This is a genomic window from Pseudomonas sp. TE9122 (assembly GCF_056278925.1).
This window is the reverse complement of the sequence record NZ_JBWBQI010000001.1, coordinates 2111743-2129541: the sequence shown is the minus strand read 5'-3', so window position 1 is coordinate 2129541 and position 17799 is coordinate 2111743. Positions and strand designations below refer to the sequence as shown.

The window sequence follows — 17799 nt, the reverse complement described above, 5'->3', positions numbered from 1 at the left end:
TCTGCACATTGGAGGTGCCATTGGCCGTAGCCGTTCCCTTCAAAAATGACCACGGGTCGGGCGACTACTGTCCCGTCAGCGGCTGCCCGGCGAGTTGAGCAACGATCTGTTCCTTGACGATCACGCGCTTCTCTTTGAGCTTTTTCAATTCGTCGTCAGTGGGGGCGTCTGACTGGGCGTTCTCGGCTTCGACCACGGCTTTATCGACGTCGAAGTACTTGTTGAGCAGCGAATCCAGCTTCGGATCCTCGGAGCGTTTTTGCTCGATCTCTTCCTTCTTGCAGCCCAGGTCCTGATACAGATCATGTGAAACCGGCATGAAACACCTCCATCAATTTGATCGACAACCAGCGCGACCGATGCGCTGACTCATTATCAGCATGGCCTTGCCCGATGACTTCTGTCGACTCCCTGTCAGACCAGCGGTTGCCGTTCGTCGCCCTGTCGTAAATGCGATAAAACCTTTGGCGTCTGCGCTCGCTCCATTGGATAACGCTCACAAAAACCTGCGTGGAGATACCCAATGGACGGATTCAACCTGCGTCATCTCGCTCTGGCTGTTGCACTGTCTGCCGGCATGGGCAGCGCCTTTGCCGCAACCGACAACGACTTTGTCGACAATGCCGCCGCTGGTGGCATCGCCGAAATCGAAACCAGCAAGCTGGCACTGGAAAAAAGCCAGTCAGCCGACATCAAAGCCTTCGCTAACCAAATGATCGCTGATCACACCAAGGCCAATGAAGAGCTGAAGAAGATCGCGACCACCAATGACATCGAAGTCCCTGACGACACCACCCTGGTCAAACAAGCCAAGGAAAAGATTCTCGACATGCGCGATGAATCCTTCGATGCGGCCTACGCCAACAACCAGGTCAAGGCTCACGAAGAGACCATCGAGCTGTTCAAGAAGCAGGCGAACACCGTGACCGATGACAAGGCCAAGGGCGCTACTGAACTGAAAGCGTTTGCGCAGAAGATGTTGCCAGCGCTGGAAAAACACCTGGCCCACGCCAAAGAGCTGCAAGCCAAACATCCGAGCAAGTAACCGGCCGGCAATAAAAAGGCCGCATCCTTCGATGCGGCCTTTTTGCGTTTCAGCGATCAACCGCCATCGGTGTCAATATCGGCGTCGGTGCTTTCGCCCGGTTCAGGACGGTCAGGGTCAGGCTTGAAGCCGGGGCTGAAGTCGTTGCTGTTGTCGTTGTGATGCTGCTTCTGATCGACCTCGGCAGCCGCGCTGTCCGCCTGCCCTTCTTCAACCGGCGCGGGAGTATTTTGCCCCGGCGTTTGCGGGTCGATGGCCGGGTCGTTGCGGTTAATTGACTCTGAGGACTGATTTTGCTGTTGCGGCGCTTGCTCGTTCATATCCACCTCATTCATAGTCCTGCCTCCTTCTTCCAGCACGACTGGAAAACGTCGGGCATGCAGATTCGAAGCCTGACGCCGTAGATTCGTTCAAAAGATCGTTGCCTGCCGCCACGCCGACTAGAGTTACCGGGGCGTTCGACGCGGCAGGCAGAAAAATTCATCGCTAGCTGAACAACTATTTCAAGCGGTAAATGTCAGTCAAATCGCGCCGGTCATTTCGCCGAGCCGGCCCATATACGTAACGGAGCGACACGCACATGGCAGCACTGCAGAACAGCACAGTTGAAGCAATCAAGAACAACCAGACTCAGCTGTTGAGCGAGTGGACCAAACGCCTCGAAGCCAGCGGCGCCACACGCAACCTCAAGGAACACGACCTCGCTCAGCAAACCCGCGACTTGCTGGGCCTGCTCTTGGCGGGTCTGGAAAACGGCAACGGCAGCAAGATTGCCGCTGCGGGTTGGGAGGATACCCGTCAGTTCCTTGAAAAACTGTCGCAGAGCCGCGCCCTGCTCGGCCAGGATTCCCAGCAAACCGCCAATTTCATCTTTGCCCTGAAAGGCCCGTTGTTCGCCCTGCTGCAAAACCATTATCAGGACCAGCCGGCACTGCTTGCCGAGCAATTGCTGGAAGTCTCCGAATTGCTCGACACCGTCGGTATGCACACCATCGGCACCTTCCAGAAATCCCGTGAAGCGGTGATCAAGCGTCAGCAGGAAGAGCTGCTGGAACTGTCGACTCCGGTGGTCAAGCTGTGGGATGGCGTCCTCGCCCTGCCAATGATCGGCACCCTCGATTCGCAGCGAACCCAAGTAGTCATGGAATCGCTGCTGCAACGCATCGTCGACACCGGTTCGGAAATCGCCATCATCGACATCACCGGCGTGCCGACCGTTGACACCCTGGTCGCCCAGCACCTGCTGAAAACCGTGACCGCAATCCGCCTGATGGGCGCTGACTGCATCATCAGCGGCGTGCGTCCGCAGATTGCGCAAACCATCGTGCACCTGGGTCTGGATCTGCAAGGCGTAGTGACCAAGGCCAATCTGGCCGACGCATTGAAACTGGCCCTGACCCGCTTGGGTGTCAGCCTCGTCAAGACGGCTTGACCATGGAACGTATTCCGATTCTTCAAATGGGCGATATCTTGCTGGTGACCATTCAGGTCGACATGCATGACCAACTCGCCCTGACCCTGCAGGACGATCTGTCCGAGCGCATCAGCCGGACATCCGCCCGGGGCGTGCTGATCGACATCACGGCGCTGGATATGGTCGATTCGTTCATCGGGCGCATGATCGGCGACATTTCCGGGCTGTCGAAAATCATGGACGCCAAAACCGTGCTGGTCGGCATGCAGCCGGCAGTGGCGATCACGCTCGTTGAGCTGGGCATGACTTTGCCAGACGTGAGCACCGCCCTGAACGTCGAACGCGGGATGAAACTGCTGCGGGAACGAGTACTTGCACAATGACCGTGCGCAGTAGCGGTACGCAACCCATTCTCATTGAACAGGACGTAGTGCTGGCCCGCCAGACCACGCGCAAACTCGCCACCGAATGTGGCATGCGCCTGATCGACCTGACCAAACTGGTGACCGCTGTCAGTGAGCTGGCGCGTAACACCATGGTCTACGGCGGCGGCGGCGACATGGACTGGCAGATTCTCGAGGAAAACGGCCGGGTCGGTTTGCGCATCACCTTCCGCGACGAAGGCCCTGGCATCCCCGACATCAAACTGGCGATGACCGACGGCTGGACCTCCGGCAGCGGGTTGGGCCTTGGCCTGACTGGCGCCAAGCGCCTGGTCAATGAATTCGAACTCGACACTGAGCCCGGCAAAGGCACGCGCATTACGATCACACGATGGACATGAATATCACCGGGTCGTTGACCCAGGTTCTGCCGATCGAGGACAGCAGCCAGATCGGCCACGCGCGGCGCACCGCGCAGAAACTCGCCGAGCAGCATGGCTTCGACGAAAACGATGCCGGCCGCGTGGCGCTGGTCGCGACCGAACTGGCGAGCAACGTGCTCAAGCATGCCCAGCGTGGTGAATTTCACCTGCGTGTACTGGCTCGGCCGGATAACGGCTTCGGCATCGAAATGCAGACCGTGGATCGGGCGCAGGGCTTTGATCTGGATGCCTGTCTGGCGGATGGCTTTTCCACTGGCGGCACACAAGGCATCGGCCTCGGCGCCGTATCGCGGCAGACCAGTGTCTTCGATGTCTACGCCGACCACCGTGGCGCGGTGATGCTGGCGCGAATTTTTCCGCGCAGCGATCGTCAGGCCGATATCCGCTTCGGCGTCAGCCAGCATTCGCTGCATGCCGATCCAGCCTGCGGCGATGTCTGGCATCTGGCGTATGAAGGCTCGCGGATCAGCGCGCTGGTGGTCGATGGCCTCGGTCATGGCGAAGACGCCGAGCGCGCAGGCCTGGCCGGGGCGCAGGCATTCGTCCGGGCACCGTTTGCCGATCCTGTGGTATTGATGGAAGACCTGCATCAGGAAATGCTCGGCACGCGCGGTGGCGCCGTGGCGTTCGCGCAGTTTGACAGCCAGCGCGACGGCCTGACGTTCGCCGGTGTCGGTAACATCGGCGCCAGTCTGCTGGAGCCTGGCAAATCCCGCGGCCTGGCCTCACACCCCGGTATCGTTGGCGGCCAGTACCGTAAAGCCAAACCCTTTGACTATGCTCACGTGAACGGACATTTATTGATCATGTACAGCGACGGCCTACAGTCCCGTTGGAATCTTGCAGACTACCCCGGCCTGGTGCATCGCCATCCTGCCGTGATAGCCAGCGTCCTGCACCGCGACTTTTGCCGTGGTCGCGATGACGTGACGGTGCTGGTCGTGGCTCTGGAGGCCGCCCATGGCTGAATCGACTCACTTGAGCCACGCCGAACAGGCGGCGCTCATCGCTCAGTTGCAGCGCGAAACCACTGCCCTGCGCGAAGAACTCGATGAAACCAACCAGGGTGTTCTGGCGCTGTACGCCGAGCTAGACAATCAGGCCGAAGAACTGCGTCAGGCATCGGATCTCAAGAGCCGTTTCCTGTCGTACATGAGCCATGAATTCCGCACGCCGCTGGGCTCGATACTGAGCATCAACAGTCTGCTCGCTGACGAACTCGACGGTCCGCTCAGCCCTGAACAGCACAAGCAGGTAGCCTTCGTCAGCACCGCTGCCCGCGAGCTCAGCGACATGGTTGATGACCTGCTCGATCTGGCGAAGATCGAAGCCGGGCGCATCAGCATTTCCCCGGCCTGGTTCGACATGTTCGACCTGTTCTCCGCCCTGCGCGGGATGTTCCGGCCAATCGTCGACGCCTCGGCGGTGGATCTGATCTTCGAAGAGCCACTGGGCCTGCCGCGCCTGTATACCGATGACAAGAAGCTCGGGCAGATCCTGCGCAACTTCATTTCCAACTCACTGAAATTCACCACCCGTGGCGAAGTGCGGGTATCGGCGCGAATGGAAGGTGAAGACAAAGTGCGCTTTGCCGTCAGCGACACCGGCATCGGCATCGCGGCCGAACTGCATGACACGCTGTTCGAAGACTTCTCCCAAGTCGATTCGCCATTGCAGAAACGTCTGCGCGGCACCGGTCTGGGTCTGTCACTGTGCAAGCGTTTCGCCGCCCTGCTCGGCGGTGAAGTCGGGGTAGACAGTACGCCGGGCGTCGGCTCGACGTTCTTTGTCATCATCCCGCTGGCGATCGCTCTGGAGAACGTCGATGAATCGTGACATCCGCCTGTTGATCGTCGATGACAACGTCGCCACCCGTTACGCCCTGCGCCGGCGCCTGGAGCGCCATGGCTACACGGTGCTCGAAGCCGGCACCGGCAGCGACGGCCTGGCCCTGATCGAGAGCGAAGCCCTCGATGCGTTGATCCTCGACGTCAACCTGCCGGACATGAGCGGTTTCGACATCGTCCGCCTGCTGCGCGCCGACCCGCGCACCGCGCTGCTGCCAGTGATTCATGTGTCAGCGGCGTCGATCCAGACCGGCGATATCATCACTGGTCTCAACGCGGGTGCCGATGCTTATCTGATTCACCCGGTCGACCCCGATGTGCTCTTGGCGACCCTGCGTACCCTGCTGCGGGTGCGCGACACGGAAAATGCCCTGCGCGAAAGCGAGGCGCGTTTCCGCGAGATTTTTGCCAACGTCTCGGCACCGATCGCCGTGCTCGATGCCAATCTGAAAGTGCATGAATGCAACCACGCCTTTGCCCAACTGATCGTCGATAACCGCGACGCGCAGGCGCTGCGTGAATGCTTTGCCGAAGATCAATGCTCGATCCTCGATGAACTGCGTCTGCGTCTGGTCGACGGCGAGCGCTGGAAAGGCACGCTGAACATGCGTGTGCAGGGCGAGATTCGCGAGACGCAATGGCAGATTTCGCCGTATCGCACCCCGGAACTGAGTCTGGTGTTCGTCGAGGACGTCACCGAACACCGCCATCGCGAGCGCTCGCATCTGGCGCGGCTGGATGACACCACCACGCAGCTGGCCAAGGAAGTCGCCGAGCGCGTGCACGCCGAAGCGCAATTGCTGCAAGTGCAGAAAATGGATGCGCTGGGCAAGCTCACCGGCGGTATCGCCCACGACTTCAACAACCTGCTGACCGGGATCATCACCAGCCTGGAACTGATCCAGAAACGCGTGGCCGATGAGCGTCTGGACAAGGTGCAGTTCTATACCGAAGCAGCGCTGAACTCAGCCATGAGCGCGGCCTCATTGACCCATCGTCTGCTGGCATTTGCCCGCCAGCAGCCGCTCGATACACGGCCGGTGGACATCAACGAGCATGTCCGCTCGCTGGAAGAATTGCTGGTGCGCACCATCGGCGAGCGCATCACCCTCAAGCTGGAACTGACCAACAAACCGGCGATTGCGCTGGTCGACCCGGTGCAGCTGGAAAGCGCGGTGCTCAATCTGGTGATCAACGCCCGTGATGCCCTGCCCTCGGGCGGCAATATCTGGGTCAATACTTACGCCGCTTATTCCCATGGCGATCCGAATCTGGCCGATGGCGCGTACGTGGCGCTGTCGGTACGCGACGACGGCACCGGCATTGAACACAACGTGATCGACAAGGTGTTCGAACCGTTTTTCACCACCAAGCCTTTGGGCCAGGGCACCGGGCTCGGTCTGTCGACGATCTACGGTTTTGCCCGTCAGTCCGGCGGTGACGCGCACATTCGCAGCGTCGCCCGACGTGGCACCGAAGTGACCATCATGCTGCCCGGCACCAACGACCCGACCGGGGCCGATGCGCCTGTGCCCGTGCCTGACGCGAAAGGCAGTGGTGAGCATGTGCTGATCGTCGAGGACATGGCCACGGTGCGCTTGTTCGTCACCGAAGTGCTGGAGGATGCCGGCTATCGCTGCACGCAAGCGGCGGATATCGAATCGGCGCTGGAGCGCTTGCAGAATGACCCGTCGATCGACCTGCTGCTGACCGACGTCGGCCTGCCGCGCATGAGCGGGCGGGAGTTGGCGGATGTTGCCCGTGGCTGGCACGAAGGGCTGCCGATCCTGTTCATGACCGGCTACGCCGAAACCGCGCTCAACCGCCAGGTCTTCCTCGGTACAGGCATGGACATGCTGGTCAAACCGTTCCAGATCAGCGAACTGCTCGACAAGGTCCGCCGCACGCTGGATGGCGCCTGAACTGGCGCCATCGCTGGCAAGCCAGCTCCCACAGGGGCATCAGTGTGCGCAGATTTTCGGCAACAACTTGAATTTCTGTGGGAGCTGGCTTGCCAGCGATGGCGGCCAGCAAGGCGCTGCAGTTATCGGCTTAAAGCACGGGCAAGAAACGGCGCGGTCTTGCTCTTCTTGCTCGCGGCGACTTTCTGTGGTGTGCCGGCGGCGACGATCCTGCCGCCCTGATCGCCGGCCCCGGGGCCGATGTCGATCACCCAGTCGCTCTGCGCGACGACGCGCATTTCGTGTTCGACGACGATCACCGTGTGCCCCGCTGTCACCAGCGTATCGAGCTGTTCCAGCAAGCGATCGACATCTCTCGGGTGCAATCCCGTGGTCGGCTCATCCAGTACATACAAGGTCGCGCCACGCTGGCTGCGCTGCAACTCGGTCGCCAGTTTGATTCGCTGCGCCTCACCACCGGAGAGCTCCGTGGCCGGTTGTCCCAGGCGCAGATAACCCAGGCCGATATCGCGCAGCACTTCCAGCGAACGACGAATCCCCGCCTGCTCGGCAAACACCGCTACCGCTTCATCGACTGTCAGTTGCAGGACTTGGGCGATGCTCAAGCCCTGCCAGAGAATCGCCAATGTCTGCGGGTTATATCGCGCTCCGTGGCAAGTTGGGCACGGCGCATACACGCTGGGCATGAACAGCAATTCCACACTGACAAAACCTTCGCCCTCACACGTGGCGCAACGGCCCTTGGCGACGTTGAAAGAAAACTGCCCGGCATCATAGCCCGCCGCTTGTGCCTCAGGTGTCGCGGCAAACAGCTTGCGCACGTTGTCGAACAACCCGGTGTAAGTCGCCAGATTGGAGCGCGGCGTGCGTCCGATGGGTTTCTGATCAACCTGCACCAGCCGTTTGATCGACTCCAGGCCGGCGCTGATCTGCCCGGTGCTGGGCGGCGGAGTGTCATCTTCCAGGCTCGGCTCTTCTGACTCGGCCTCGGCCACCGGACGGCCCAACTGCGCGCCGACCAGTTCGAGCAAGGCCTGACTGACCAGACTCGATTTGCCAGATCCCGATACGCCGGTCACCGAGGTGAAACAGCCCAAAGGGAATTCGGCGCTAAGATTATTCAGGTTATTGCGCGTCACGCCGTCGAGCTTCAGCCAGCCGCTCGGCTTGCGCGCGGCGCGCTCAGGGCGTTGTTGTTCGGCAAACAGATAGGCGCGGGTCTGCGAATCTGCAATATCAGCAAGTCCCGCAGGCGGACCGCTGTACAGCACGCGCCCGCCCTTTTCGCCCGCCGCCGGGCCGACGTCAATCAGCCAGTCGGCACGGCGCATGGTTTCGACATCGTGTTCGACCACAAACAGCGTGTTGCCGTCGGCCTTCAAGCGCTGCAATGCCTCGAACAACGCCTCGCCATCCGCCGGATGCAGACCGGCAGACGGCTCGTCCAGGACATAAATCACCCCGAACAGCTGCGAACCCAATTGCGTGGCCAGGCGCAAACGCTGCAACTCGCCCGACGACAAGGTCGGCGTACTGCGTTCCAGCGCCAGATAACCCAGGCCGAGATCGGTCAGGGTGCTGACCCGCTCCAGCAAATCCTCAGCGATGCGCTGCGCCGCCAGACGCTTTTCCAGCGACAGGTTCGGCGTATGGCGCACGTCCGGCGCGCTGGCGTGACCGCTGGCCCCATGGGCGACCCGCTGCTGACGCGCCTCGCGGGTTTGCGCATGGCTGAGGGTGTCGCCGCTCTCCTCGGCCTGTTCCAGATAATTCGCCGCCGCTACAGGCCGCAGCACTTCGGCCACTTGCAGCAACGGCATCTGCGACAACTCGCCAATGTCGTAGCCGGCAAAGGTCACCGACAACGCCTCGCGCTTGAGCCGTTTGCCCTCGCACAATGGGCACGGGCTACCGCGCATGAACTGTGAAACACGCTTCTTCATCAGCGCACTTTGCGAGTGAGTGAAGGTGTGCAGGATATAGCGCCGGGCGCCGGTGAAGGTGCCCTGATAACTCGGTTCCATCTTGCGCTTGAGCGCGACGCGGGTTTCTTCCGGGGTCAGCCCGGCGTACACCGGCACCGTCGGCGTCTCTTCAGTGAAGAGAATCCAGTCGCGCTGCTTTTTCGGCAGTTTCTTCCAGGGAATATCGACATCAATGCCCATGGTCACGAGGATGTCGCGCAGGTTCTGCCCTTGCCAGGCCAACGGCCAGGACGCCACTGCACGCTGGCGGATGGTCAGGTTCGGGTCCGGCACCATCAGCGCTTCGGTGACTTCATAGACGCGACCAAGTCCATGACACTCCGGACAGGCGCCCTGCGGCGTGTTCGGTGAAAAATCCTCGGCATACAGCATTGACTGCCCCGGCGGGTAACTGCCGGCGCGGGAATAGAGCATGCGGATCAGGCTCGACAACGTCGTCACGCTGCCCACCGACGAACGCGCGCTCGGCGTGCCGCGCTGCTGTTGCAAAGCGACGGCGGGCGGCAGTCCTTCGATGGAATCGACATCCGGCACGCCGACCTGATCGATCAGCCGCCGCGCGTACGGCGCCACCGATTCGAAATACCGCCGCTGGGCCTCGGCATACAGCGTGGAAAACGCCAGCGACGACTTGCCCGAACCGGAGACACCGGTGAACACCACCAGCGCATCGCGCGGAATATCGACATCAACGTTCTTCAGGTTATGTTCGCGTGCGCCGCGCACACGAACCATGCCGGCGGGTGCTTTGGAATTGCGCTTGGAAATCATCGGCCTGCCTTGATTGAAAAACTGGGCAGCGCTCGGCATCAGGTGCCGAGCACTTCGCAAATCATCTGCAGTAAGGCTTGCGGGCTGTAGGGTTTGCCGAGCAGATGCGTATCGGGGCTGAGCTGGTGGTCGCGGGAAATGATGTCGCGGGTATGCCCGGAAGTGAACAGCACCGGCACTGGCGGCGTCTGCACCTTGGCCCAGGCAGCTAGATCGGAACTCTTGATCAGGCCGGGCATGACCACGTCGGTGAAGATCAGATCGATCTCGATGCCTTCCAGCAGCATCTGCATGGCCACGTCGCCATTGCCGGCGGTCATCACCCGATAGCCTTCTTCGCGCAGCAACTCGACCGCCGAAGCGCGCACCGCGTCATTGTCTTCCACCACCAGAATGGTTTCGTGGCCGCCGCTCTTACGCTCGCCGACACTGGCGGTCTCTTCGCGAACCGGACGCAGACTGCGCGGGAAATACAACTGCACCCGCGTGCCTTCGCCGAGCTTGCTGTCGATCTCGACGTGGCCGCCACTCTGTTTGACGAAGCCGAAGACCATGCTCAAACCGAGCCCGGTGCCCTGGCCGTCGGCCTTGGTGGTGAAAAACGGTTCGAAAACCTGTTCCAGCATTTGTGGGGCAATGCCCACGCCGGTGTCGGTGACCGCCACGCGCACATACTCACCGGACGCGATGCCCTTGCCGACGCAGTATTCGCTGTCCAGACAGACATTGGCGGCGCTGAGGCCGATAACGCCCTCGCCTTTCATCGCGTCGCGGGCGTTGATGGCCAGATTGAGAATCGCGTTTTCCAGTTGGTTGCGATCGACGTTGATGTGCCAGGGCTGCGGCGGCAGTTGCACGTCGATCTGAATGGTTTCGCCCAATGCACGTTGGAGTAATTCGCCCACGCCTTCGAAAATTTGCTCTGGATTGCACACGGCCGGTGACAGCGGTTGCCGCCGGGCAAAGGCCAGCAGTTGCGAAGACAGTTTGGCACCGCGTTCGACCGCCGCCAGCGAAGCCACGACCCGGCGTTGTACGTTGGCATTGTTGGGCTCATGCCGGGCGAGCAGATGCAGGTTGCCAGCGATGACTTGCAGCAGATTGTTGAAGTCGTGGGCAACGCCACCGGTCAGGCCGCCGATGGCTTCGAGCTTCTGCGATTGGCGAAGTTGTTCCTCGGCTGCCAGCCGCGCATTCACTTCGGCGGCCACGCGCTGTTCGAGATTACGGGTGAATTTGAGCAGTGATTCTTCGGCGTTTTTGCGCTCATGGATGTCGATCAGCACACCGGGAAAGCGAAACGGCTTGCCTTGCTCATCGAACTCGCAGGCACCACTGGCCAACACCCACAGGTACTGGCCGTCGGCCCGCTGCACGCGGTATTCAGCGTTGTACGGCTCGCCAGTGCGCACGCTATGGGCAACTCGCTCCTGCACCCACCGATGATCTTCGGGATGGATGCGCGATTCGGCGATGTCTTGTTGCAGATCGCTCAGGTCCTGATCCGGCGGGTAGGAAAAGGTGCGGGCGAAACGTTCGTCAGCAGAGAAGCGATTGTTCTTGATGTCCCAGACAAACGAGCCCAGCAGTGCGCCGGCATTCAGCGCCAGACGCACGCGCTCGTTGTCGGCGCGGTACGCATCTTCCGCCGCCTGGCGCAGACGCTCGGAATGCACCAGCTCGGTGGTCTCGACCACCATCGCCATGACGCCGCCGGGCACGCCTTCGTCGTTGGCCACCGGGCTGTAATACAAGTCCATCCAGACGTCTTCGGGCACGCCGTCGCGCAGCAATACCAGCTCTTTGTTGCGATAGGACAAGGTGCCGCCGGCCAGGCAAGTGTCAACGACGTGGCGGTTGAATTCGGCGACTTCCGGCCAGCCCAGCTCTACCGGCACGCCAAGCAGATAGGGATGGCGGCCACCGGCGAATTCGGAGTAGGCGTCGTTGTAGATCATGTAGCCGGCATGGCCCCAGAGCATCACCATCGGCAGCGGCGAAGCCAGCATCAGCTGCACGGTGTTACACAGGCTGGCCGGCCAGTCGGCGAGCGGACCCAGTTCGGTGAGGCTCCAGTCGAACGCACGGATGCGTCCGGCCATTTCGCCTTTCCAGCCCTCACAGCCGTGGCTTTCGGATAAAAACTGCATCGCCTGACTCAGTGTCCTTTTTTGCGGTTTTCCGATCTATCGCAACGCTACAACGACGCGACGCCCGTGTGTTTCGAGGCCCTGAAAACGCATTGGTTTCATTGGAGGTATAGCCGATTTGCGACACAGGGCCATTCAGACGCCAATCAAGTGTTTGAGTGGGTGATAGCCGGTTTTCATTTTTGCAGCAACGTCGAGAATCGCCTTCTCGATTCCGTTGAGGTGCGTGCAGGTCAGCTCGATCGCGGCGCTCTGATTACCGGCCTCGATGTATTCGAGCAAACGCAGGTGTTCATCGTCGCGGCAGGCCTGGTGACTGTCGTCATCGAGCGCGGCGGCATACAGCGAAGCGCGCGAGATCAGCTTCTGGAACCAGTCGAGCAGCACCGGATTGTTCAGGCTGCGCGCCAGTTTGAGGTGGAATTCGCCGAGGAGATGGATCAGCCGTTCATGGTCGCCGGCCGCATGGGCGGCATCCTCCAGCAACAAGTGCTCACGCAGATCCTGCATCGCAACGGTGTCTTTGCGCCGGCAAAGTTCGGTGACGATGCCGATTTCGATCAGCCGCCGGGTTTCGAACAGCGAACGCAGCTCTGCGTCACTGGGCAGCGACACCGATGCACCTTTGTTGGGCTCAGTGGTGACCAGACCATCGGCTTCCAACTGCTTGAGCGCAGCACGCACCGACGTGCGGCTGACATTGAACAACTCGGCCAGCGAGGCCTCACCCAGCTTCATGCCCGGGCGCAACGAACGCTTGCTGATCGCCGCGTAAACCCCTTGGTAGACGCGATCGACCGTGGTTTCCAGTTTCTTTTCGCTCATTCGAACACTCCTTTGGCGTCGGGCAATTCATCCTGGCAGTGGCTGGCCATGGAGATTGATCGGGTTCCCGTACCGGTGTGAAGCGCAGAATATCTGCCTTCGGCCCAAAGGTGCAGCCTTTTGATTTATCTCGATTTTGGATAAACAGCCAAAACCTGTGGGAGCGAGCCTGCTCGCGAAGGCGGAGGCACGTTCGACATCGTCATTGCCTGACAGTCCGCTTTCGCGAGCAGGCTCGCTCCCACACTGATACGGGGTAAATCCACCATCTTCATCGCAACCAAATTCCCTGTGGGAGTGAGCTTGCTCGCGAAGGCGGCGGCACAGTCAACATCGTCATTGCCTCAGACTGCGCTTTCGCGAGCAGGCTCGTTCCCACACTCATACGGGGTAAATCCACCATCTTCATCGCAACCAAATTCCCTGTGGGAGCGAGCCTGCTCGCGAAGGCGGCGGCACAGTCAACATCGTCATTGCCTCAGACTGCGCTTTCGCGAGCAGGCTCGTTCCCACAAAGGTCAGTGGAAATCCCGGCTCTGCACGTGAATGCCGTTGAGCAGCGGGCTAAGGTCGCTCATGCGCCCGGCGATCAGGTGGCGCACATCGCCTTCGCGTTCCCAGCGGCCGTCGACCTTGAGCAATTGCGACCCCACCAGCACTTGGCGCTGCCGCTCGGCCAGGTCACGCCAGACCACCACGTTGACGTTGCCGAACTCGTCTTCCAGGGTCACGAACGTCACGCCGCTGGCCGTACCGGGGCGCTGTCGGCCGGTGACCAGACCGGCCACGCTGACCGGCCGGCCATGTTCGATATCCATCAATTCCCGCGAGCTGCGGCAACGCCGGGCCTGCAACTCGCCACGCAACAACGCCAGTGGATGCGGCCCCAGCGTCGTCCCCACGGTCGAGTAATCAGCATGCAGGTCTTCGCCAACGCTGGGTTTGGGCAGGACGATTTTGACTTCCTCTTCGTTGGGCAGGCCGGCGAACAGGCCGAGTTGTTTCTGCACCCCGGCTACTTCCCAACGCGCACGATGACGATGCCCGGCCAGACCGCGCAAGGCGCCGGAGTCTGCCAGCAAGGCCTGCGCACGACTGTCGAGGGCGGCGCGCTCACCCAGGTCAGCGACATCGGCAAACGCCCCGTGTCGGCGCGCGGCTTCGATGCGCCGTGCGTCCTCTTCGCGAAATCCCTTGATCATGCGCAGGCCCATGCGAATCGCCGGTTGCCCGGCACTCAGCGGCTCGAGGCTGCAATCCCAGTCACTGGCGCGCACACGTCCACCGGACGGATCTGCAATTGGTGCCGCCGCGCGTCCTGCAGAATCTGATCCGGACTGTAAAAGCCCATCGGCCAACTGTTGATCAATGCACAGGCGAACGCCGCCGGCTCGTGGCATTTCAGCCAGCAACTGGCGTAGGTCAGCAAGGCGAAACTGGCGGCGTGGGATTCGGGGAAGCCATAACTGCCGAAGCCTTTGATCTGCTCGAAGATCTGCGCGGCGAATTCCGGTGTGTAGCCGTTCTTTCTCATGCCGGCGGCGAGGCGCTCCTTGTGCGGCTCCAGTCCGCCATGGCGTTTCCAAGCTGCCATCGAGCGGCGCAACTGATCGGCCTCGCCGGGGCTATAGTCGGCAGCGACGATGGCGATCTGCATGACCTGCTCCTGAAACAGCGGCACGCCCAGGGTTCTTTCCAGCACGACTTTGAGCGCTGGCGACGGATAGGTTTCCGCCTCTTCCTTGTTACGTCGGCGCAGATACGGATGAACCATCCCGCCCTGAATCGGCCCGGGACGGACAATCGCCACTTCGATGACCAGATCGTAGAAAGTCTTTGGCTTCAGGCGCGGCAGCATCGACATCTGCGCCCGCGACTCGATCTGGAACACGCCGACGGTATCGGCGCGACTGATCATTTCGTAGGTCGGTTTGTCTTCAGGTGGAATCGTCGCGAGTGTCAGGTTCAGATCACGATGCCGGCGCAGCAGATCGAAGCAGCGGCGAATCGCACTGAGCATACCCAAGGCGAGAATATCCACCTTGAGCAGGCCGACCGCATCGAGGTCGTCCTTGTCCCATTGGATGATGGTGCGGTCGGCCATTGCCGCGTTTTCTACCGGCACCAAGGTGTCCAGCGGTTGCTCGGAAATCACGAAACCACCGGGATGCTGCGACAGGTGCCTGGGGAAGCCGATCAGTTGCCCGGTCAGGCTCAGTACCCGACGCAGCACCGGACTGTCCGGGTCGAAGCCGCCTTCACGCAAACGTTCCAGCGGCGGCGTTTCATCGCTCCAGCGCCCGCAGCAATCGGCCAGCGCGTTGATCTGATCCGGTGGCAGGCCGAGGGCCTTGGCCACATCGCGCACGGCACCGGTGGCGTGATAGGTGCTGACCACCGCGGTCAGCGCCGCACGCCGCCGGCCATAACGGTTGAACACGTATTGCAGGACTTCCTCGCGGCGCTCGTGCTCGAAATCGACATCGATGTCCGGCGGCTCGTTGCGCTCTTTGGACATGAAGCGTTCGAACAGCAGCGTAGTGCGATCCGGATCGATCTCGGTGATGCCCAGGGCAAAACACACCGCCGAGTTGGCGGCCGAACCACGGCCCTGACAGAGGATGTTCTGCGTGCGGGCAAAGCGCACCACATCGTGCACGGTGAGGAAGTAGCTTTCGTAGCCGAGTTCAGCGATCAGTTGCAGCTCGTCATCGATCTGCTTGAGCACCTTGGCCTGAGGCCCTTTAGGCCAGCGCCAGGCAATGCCCTCCTCGGTCAGATGACGCAACCAGGAACTGGCATTGTGGCCCTCGGGCACCAGCTCTTTCGGATATTGATAGCGCAGCTCGCTCAGATCGAAGGTGCAGCGTCTGGCCAGTTTTAGCGACGCTTCGAGCAAGTCCGGCGGATACAGTGCGCGCAGCTCATCGAGGCAACGCAAATGCCGCTCGCCATTGGGATGCAGGCGCAAACCCGCTTCGGCCACGGGGACGTGATGACGGATCGCGGTCATGGTGTCCTGCAAGGCACGGCGCCCCCGGGCATGCATGTGCACATCGCCGCTGGCCACGGCTGGAATCCGCAGCTCAGCCGCCAGAGCCAACAATGCCGCGAGCCGCTGCTGATCGTTCTGCCCGCGATGCAGTTGCACCGTGAGCCACAGGCGGTCGCCGAAGGTTTGTTTCAGCCAGCGCCCTTCTTCCCGGTCATCCACTGAATCCGGCACCCACAACACCAGCAAACCCGGCAGTGCTTCGGCGAAGTCTTCGCGCAGCAGCTGATACTGGCCTTTCTGCGTACGCCGCCGGGCCTGGGTGATCAAGCCGCACAGGGCCTGATAACCAGCAAGGTTTTCCACCAGCAGTACCAGTTTCGGGCCGTTGTCGATGCGCACCTCGCTGCCGATGATCAGCGGCAACTCCACGGACTTCGCCGCTTGCCATGCACGAACGATCCCGGCGAGGGTGCACTCGTCGGTGATCGCCAGCGCATGATAGCCGTGCTTTTTCGCCCGCTGAAACAGCTCCAGCGCGCTGGAGGCACCGCGCTGGAAACTGAAATTCGACAGGCAATGCAGTTCGGCGTAATCGGCACTCATGCGAACCAGCCTTGCAGCCACAGCGGGCCGCCCTCACCCACAGCGCGCCAGGCCCAGCCCTGCTGACCGGCGCGGTTCTGGATCAGGTAGTAATCACGCCGCACGTCGCCACCGTCCCACCAACCGGATTCGATGCGCTCCGGCCCCATGAGAATCCGCGCCGAACCTTCCGGCACGCTCTGCGGTTCGTTGAGCAGCCAGCCCGGGCGCTGCACGCTGGGCAAACCTGTGCAAGGCTGTTTGTCGACGCCATTCTGCCACGCGCACTCGGGGCGATGATCGGCCTGAAAGCGCAAGCCCTGCACCGCGTCATCACCCAGCCGTGCGCGCAGACGTTCGCGCAATTGCTCCCAGGGCAAGGTCTGCTGCGGGCGGTCGTCGAACAGTTCCTGATACTGCGGAACGAAACTCGGCAGGTCTTCGGCGCGCAAGCGAAAACCACGCACCGGCGCCTCGACCTGGACTTGCTCCAGCCGGCCACGGGCCAGTTCAAACAGCATCGCCGCGTCACGCTCGGCACTGAGCAGGCCGACCTTGATCACCGTGTCCGGCAGCCCTGCGTGTTCCAGATGCAGATCAAAACGCTGCACGCCACTGTCGCGCCCACAGAGGAACGCCGACAGGTCGCCGGTCAAGCGCCGTAACGGGAACAGCAATGCCTGATGGGATTGCACGTCGAAATTCAGTTCGATGCGGATATCGAAACGGTCTGGCGGCAGATAGAACGCCAGCGCCAGCGGGCGTGCGCCGAACAGCGTATCGAGGTGCTTGAGCATCTGCGCTTCGAAACGCCGGGCCAGTGCCTGGCGTGGCAGGCTTTGCACCTGACTGAGATTGCGCAGGCCCATGCGCGACAACGCCGTGGCGACATTCGGCTCCAGCCCCACACGATCAACCGGCAATTGCCCGAGATGATGCTGCAAGGCTTCGCTGTCCGGTACCACCAGGCCATCGTAGGCATTGGCCAGCACTCGTGCCGCCACCGGGTTCGGCGCGGCGACGATGCGATGGCGAAAGCCCAGATCTTTCAATTCCTGGCGCAGGCGAGCTTCAAATTGCGGCCAGGTACCGAACAGTCCGAGGCTCGATTCGATCTCGAACACCACGGTACGCGGGTAATGCACGCTGACCTGCGCGCTGAAGCGATAGGCCCACGCGGCGAGAAACTGCTGCCAGTGCTCGACCTCGGCCACCTCGTAATCGGCGGTGGCAAAGCCTTTGCTCATGGCTTGCGCGGCGGTCATCGACATGCCGGGGCGCAGGCCGAGTTTGCGCCCCGCCGGATTTACCGCTTGCAGCACTCGGCGTTGGGCCGGACCGCTGAGCAGCACCAGCGGCTCTTCAGGGTCGGGCCGCTGACGCAGCACAGCGTCGAGGGCCAGTTGCGGAAAGAGAATACATACCCAGCGCATGACG

At 61.5% G+C, this 17799-nt stretch carries 13 protein-coding genes and 2 pseudogenes; 8 read left to right on the top strand and 7 right to left on the bottom strand.

What is annotated here, in order from left to right; genetic code table 11:
- Positions 1-64: 64 nt before the first annotated feature.
- A complete protein-coding gene (locus ACZ9BE_RS09700) occupies positions 65-319 on the bottom strand; it encodes a DUF465 domain-containing protein (protein ID WP_041478686.1) in 255 nt (84 codons plus the stop codon).
- Positions 320-523: 204 nt separating this feature from the next.
- On the opposite strand from ACZ9BE_RS09700, the gene ACZ9BE_RS09695 reads away from it, so the two are divergent.
- A complete protein-coding gene (locus tag ACZ9BE_RS09695) occupies positions 524-1045 on the top strand; it encodes a DUF4142 domain-containing protein (RefSeq protein WP_056785185.1) in 522 nt (173 codons plus the stop codon).
- A gap of 56 nt (positions 1046-1101) precedes the next feature.
- On the opposite strand, the gene ACZ9BE_RS09690 is transcribed toward ACZ9BE_RS09695, so the two are convergent.
- Positions 1102-1365 carry a hypothetical protein gene (locus ACZ9BE_RS09690; RefSeq protein ID WP_110647015.1) on the bottom strand — a complete coding sequence of 88 codons (264 nt, stop codon included), beginning with the start codon at positions 1363-1365 and terminating at the stop codon, positions 1102-1104.
- 260 nt (positions 1366-1625) lie between these two features.
- Between ACZ9BE_RS09690 and ACZ9BE_RS09685 the strand changes: the two genes are divergently transcribed.
- The 7 genes and pseudogenes from ACZ9BE_RS09685 (at position 1626) to ACZ9BE_RS09655 (ending at position 7054) form a co-directional block, all read left to right on the top strand.
- Entirely contained in the window at positions 1626-2477 is an 852-nt protein-coding gene (locus ACZ9BE_RS09685; protein WP_041478684.1) for an STAS domain-containing protein, read from the top strand.
- 2 nt (positions 2478-2479) lie between these two features.
- A complete protein-coding gene (locus ACZ9BE_RS09680; protein WP_056785183.1) occupies positions 2480-2842 on the top strand; it encodes an STAS domain-containing protein in 363 nt (120 codons plus the stop codon).
- Complete coding sequence (locus ACZ9BE_RS09675; protein WP_016774465.1) at positions 2839-3243, top strand: anti-sigma regulatory factor; 405 nt, start codon at positions 2839-2841, stop codon at positions 3241-3243. The genes ACZ9BE_RS09680 and ACZ9BE_RS09675 overlap by 4 nt, the downstream gene beginning before the upstream one ends.
- A complete protein-coding gene (locus ACZ9BE_RS09670; RefSeq protein ID WP_476250133.1) occupies positions 3240-4253 on the top strand; it encodes an ATP-binding protein in 1014 nt (337 codons plus the stop codon). Before ACZ9BE_RS09675 ends, ACZ9BE_RS09670 begins: the two co-directional genes overlap by 4 nt.
- A complete protein-coding gene (locus ACZ9BE_RS09665) occupies positions 4246-5121 on the top strand; it encodes a sensor histidine kinase (protein WP_041478682.1) in 876 nt (291 codons plus the stop codon). Before ACZ9BE_RS09670 ends, ACZ9BE_RS09665 begins: the two co-directional genes overlap by 8 nt.
- Positions 5111-6142: pseudogene (locus ACZ9BE_RS09660) on the top strand (ATP-binding response regulator); the annotation flags it as partial. The gene ACZ9BE_RS09665 and the pseudogene ACZ9BE_RS09660, both read left to right, overlap by 11 nt.
- 165 nt (positions 6143-6307) lie before the next feature.
- Complete coding sequence (locus ACZ9BE_RS09655; RefSeq protein WP_409037442.1) at positions 6308-7054, top strand: response regulator; 747 nt, start codon at positions 6308-6310, stop codon at positions 7052-7054.
- Positions 7055-7176: 122 nt separating this feature from the next.
- Here the strand turns inward: ACZ9BE_RS09655 and ACZ9BE_RS09650 are convergent, their stop codons facing one another.
- The 5 genes and pseudogenes from ACZ9BE_RS09650 to ACZ9BE_RS09630 all read right to left on the bottom strand — a co-directional run bounded on the left by ACZ9BE_RS09650 (position 7177) and on the right by ACZ9BE_RS09630 (position 17795).
- The gene (locus ACZ9BE_RS09650; RefSeq protein ID WP_476249313.1) at positions 7177-9810 is read right to left on the bottom strand and encodes an excinuclease ABC subunit UvrA; all 2634 of its coding nucleotides are present in this window, start codon (positions 9808-9810) and stop codon (positions 7177-7179) included.
- Positions 9811-9848: 38 nt separating this feature from the next.
- Entirely contained in the window at positions 9849-11960 is a 2112-nt protein-coding gene (locus ACZ9BE_RS09645; RefSeq protein WP_095179722.1) for a PAS domain-containing hybrid sensor histidine kinase/response regulator, read from the bottom strand.
- Between the two features lie 135 nt (positions 11961-12095).
- Positions 12096-12785, bottom strand: a complete 690-nt coding sequence (locus tag ACZ9BE_RS09640) for a GntR family transcriptional regulator (protein WP_076563214.1) — start codon at positions 12783-12785, stop codon at positions 12096-12098.
- Positions 12786-13303: 518 nt separating this feature from the next.
- Positions 13304-16383 (bottom strand): annotated as a pseudogene (locus tag ACZ9BE_RS09635) (error-prone DNA polymerase).
- Entirely contained in the window at positions 16380-17795 is a 1416-nt protein-coding gene (locus ACZ9BE_RS09630; RefSeq protein WP_476249312.1) for a Y-family DNA polymerase, read from the bottom strand. The pseudogene ACZ9BE_RS09635 and the gene ACZ9BE_RS09630 overlap by 4 nt, the downstream one beginning before the upstream one ends.
- Between the last annotated feature and the right edge of the window lie 4 nt (positions 17796-17799).

Coding starts and splice junctions, on each gene's coding strand:
- ACZ9BE_RS09700 (WP_041478686.1), bottom strand. CDS start 319: ATGCCGGTTTCACATGATCTGTATCAGGACCTGGGCTGCAAGAAGGAA.
- ACZ9BE_RS09695 (WP_056785185.1), top strand. CDS start 524: ATGGACGGATTCAACCTGCGTCATCTCGCTCTGGCTGTTGCACTGTCT.
- ACZ9BE_RS09690 (WP_110647015.1), bottom strand. CDS start 1,365: ATGAACGAGCAAGCGCCGCAACAGCAAAATCAGTCCTCAGAGTCAATT.
- ACZ9BE_RS09685 (WP_041478684.1), top strand. CDS start 1,626: ATGGCAGCACTGCAGAACAGCACAGTTGAAGCAATCAAGAACAACCAG.
- ACZ9BE_RS09680 (WP_056785183.1), top strand. CDS start 2,480: ATGGAACGTATTCCGATTCTTCAAATGGGCGATATCTTGCTGGTGACC.
- ACZ9BE_RS09675 (WP_016774465.1), top strand. CDS start 2,839: ATGACCGTGCGCAGTAGCGGTACGCAACCCATTCTCATTGAACAGGAC.
- ACZ9BE_RS09670 (WP_476250133.1), top strand. CDS start 3,240: ATGAATATCACCGGGTCGTTGACCCAGGTTCTGCCGATCGAGGACAGC.
- ACZ9BE_RS09665 (WP_041478682.1), top strand. CDS start 4,246: ATGGCTGAATCGACTCACTTGAGCCACGCCGAACAGGCGGCGCTCATC.
- ACZ9BE_RS09650 (WP_476249313.1), bottom strand. CDS start 9,810: ATGATTTCCAAGCGCAATTCCAAAGCACCCGCCGGCATGGTTCGTGTG.
- ACZ9BE_RS09645 (WP_095179722.1), bottom strand. CDS start 11,960: ATGCAGTTTTTATCCGAAAGCCACGGCTGTGAGGGCTGGAAAGGCGAA.
- ACZ9BE_RS09640 (WP_076563214.1), bottom strand. CDS start 12,785: ATGAGCGAAAAGAAACTGGAAACCACGGTCGATCGCGTCTACCAAGGG.
- ACZ9BE_RS09630 (WP_476249312.1), bottom strand. CDS start 17,795: ATGCGCTGGGTATGTATTCTCTTTCCGCAACTGGCCCTCGACGCTGTG.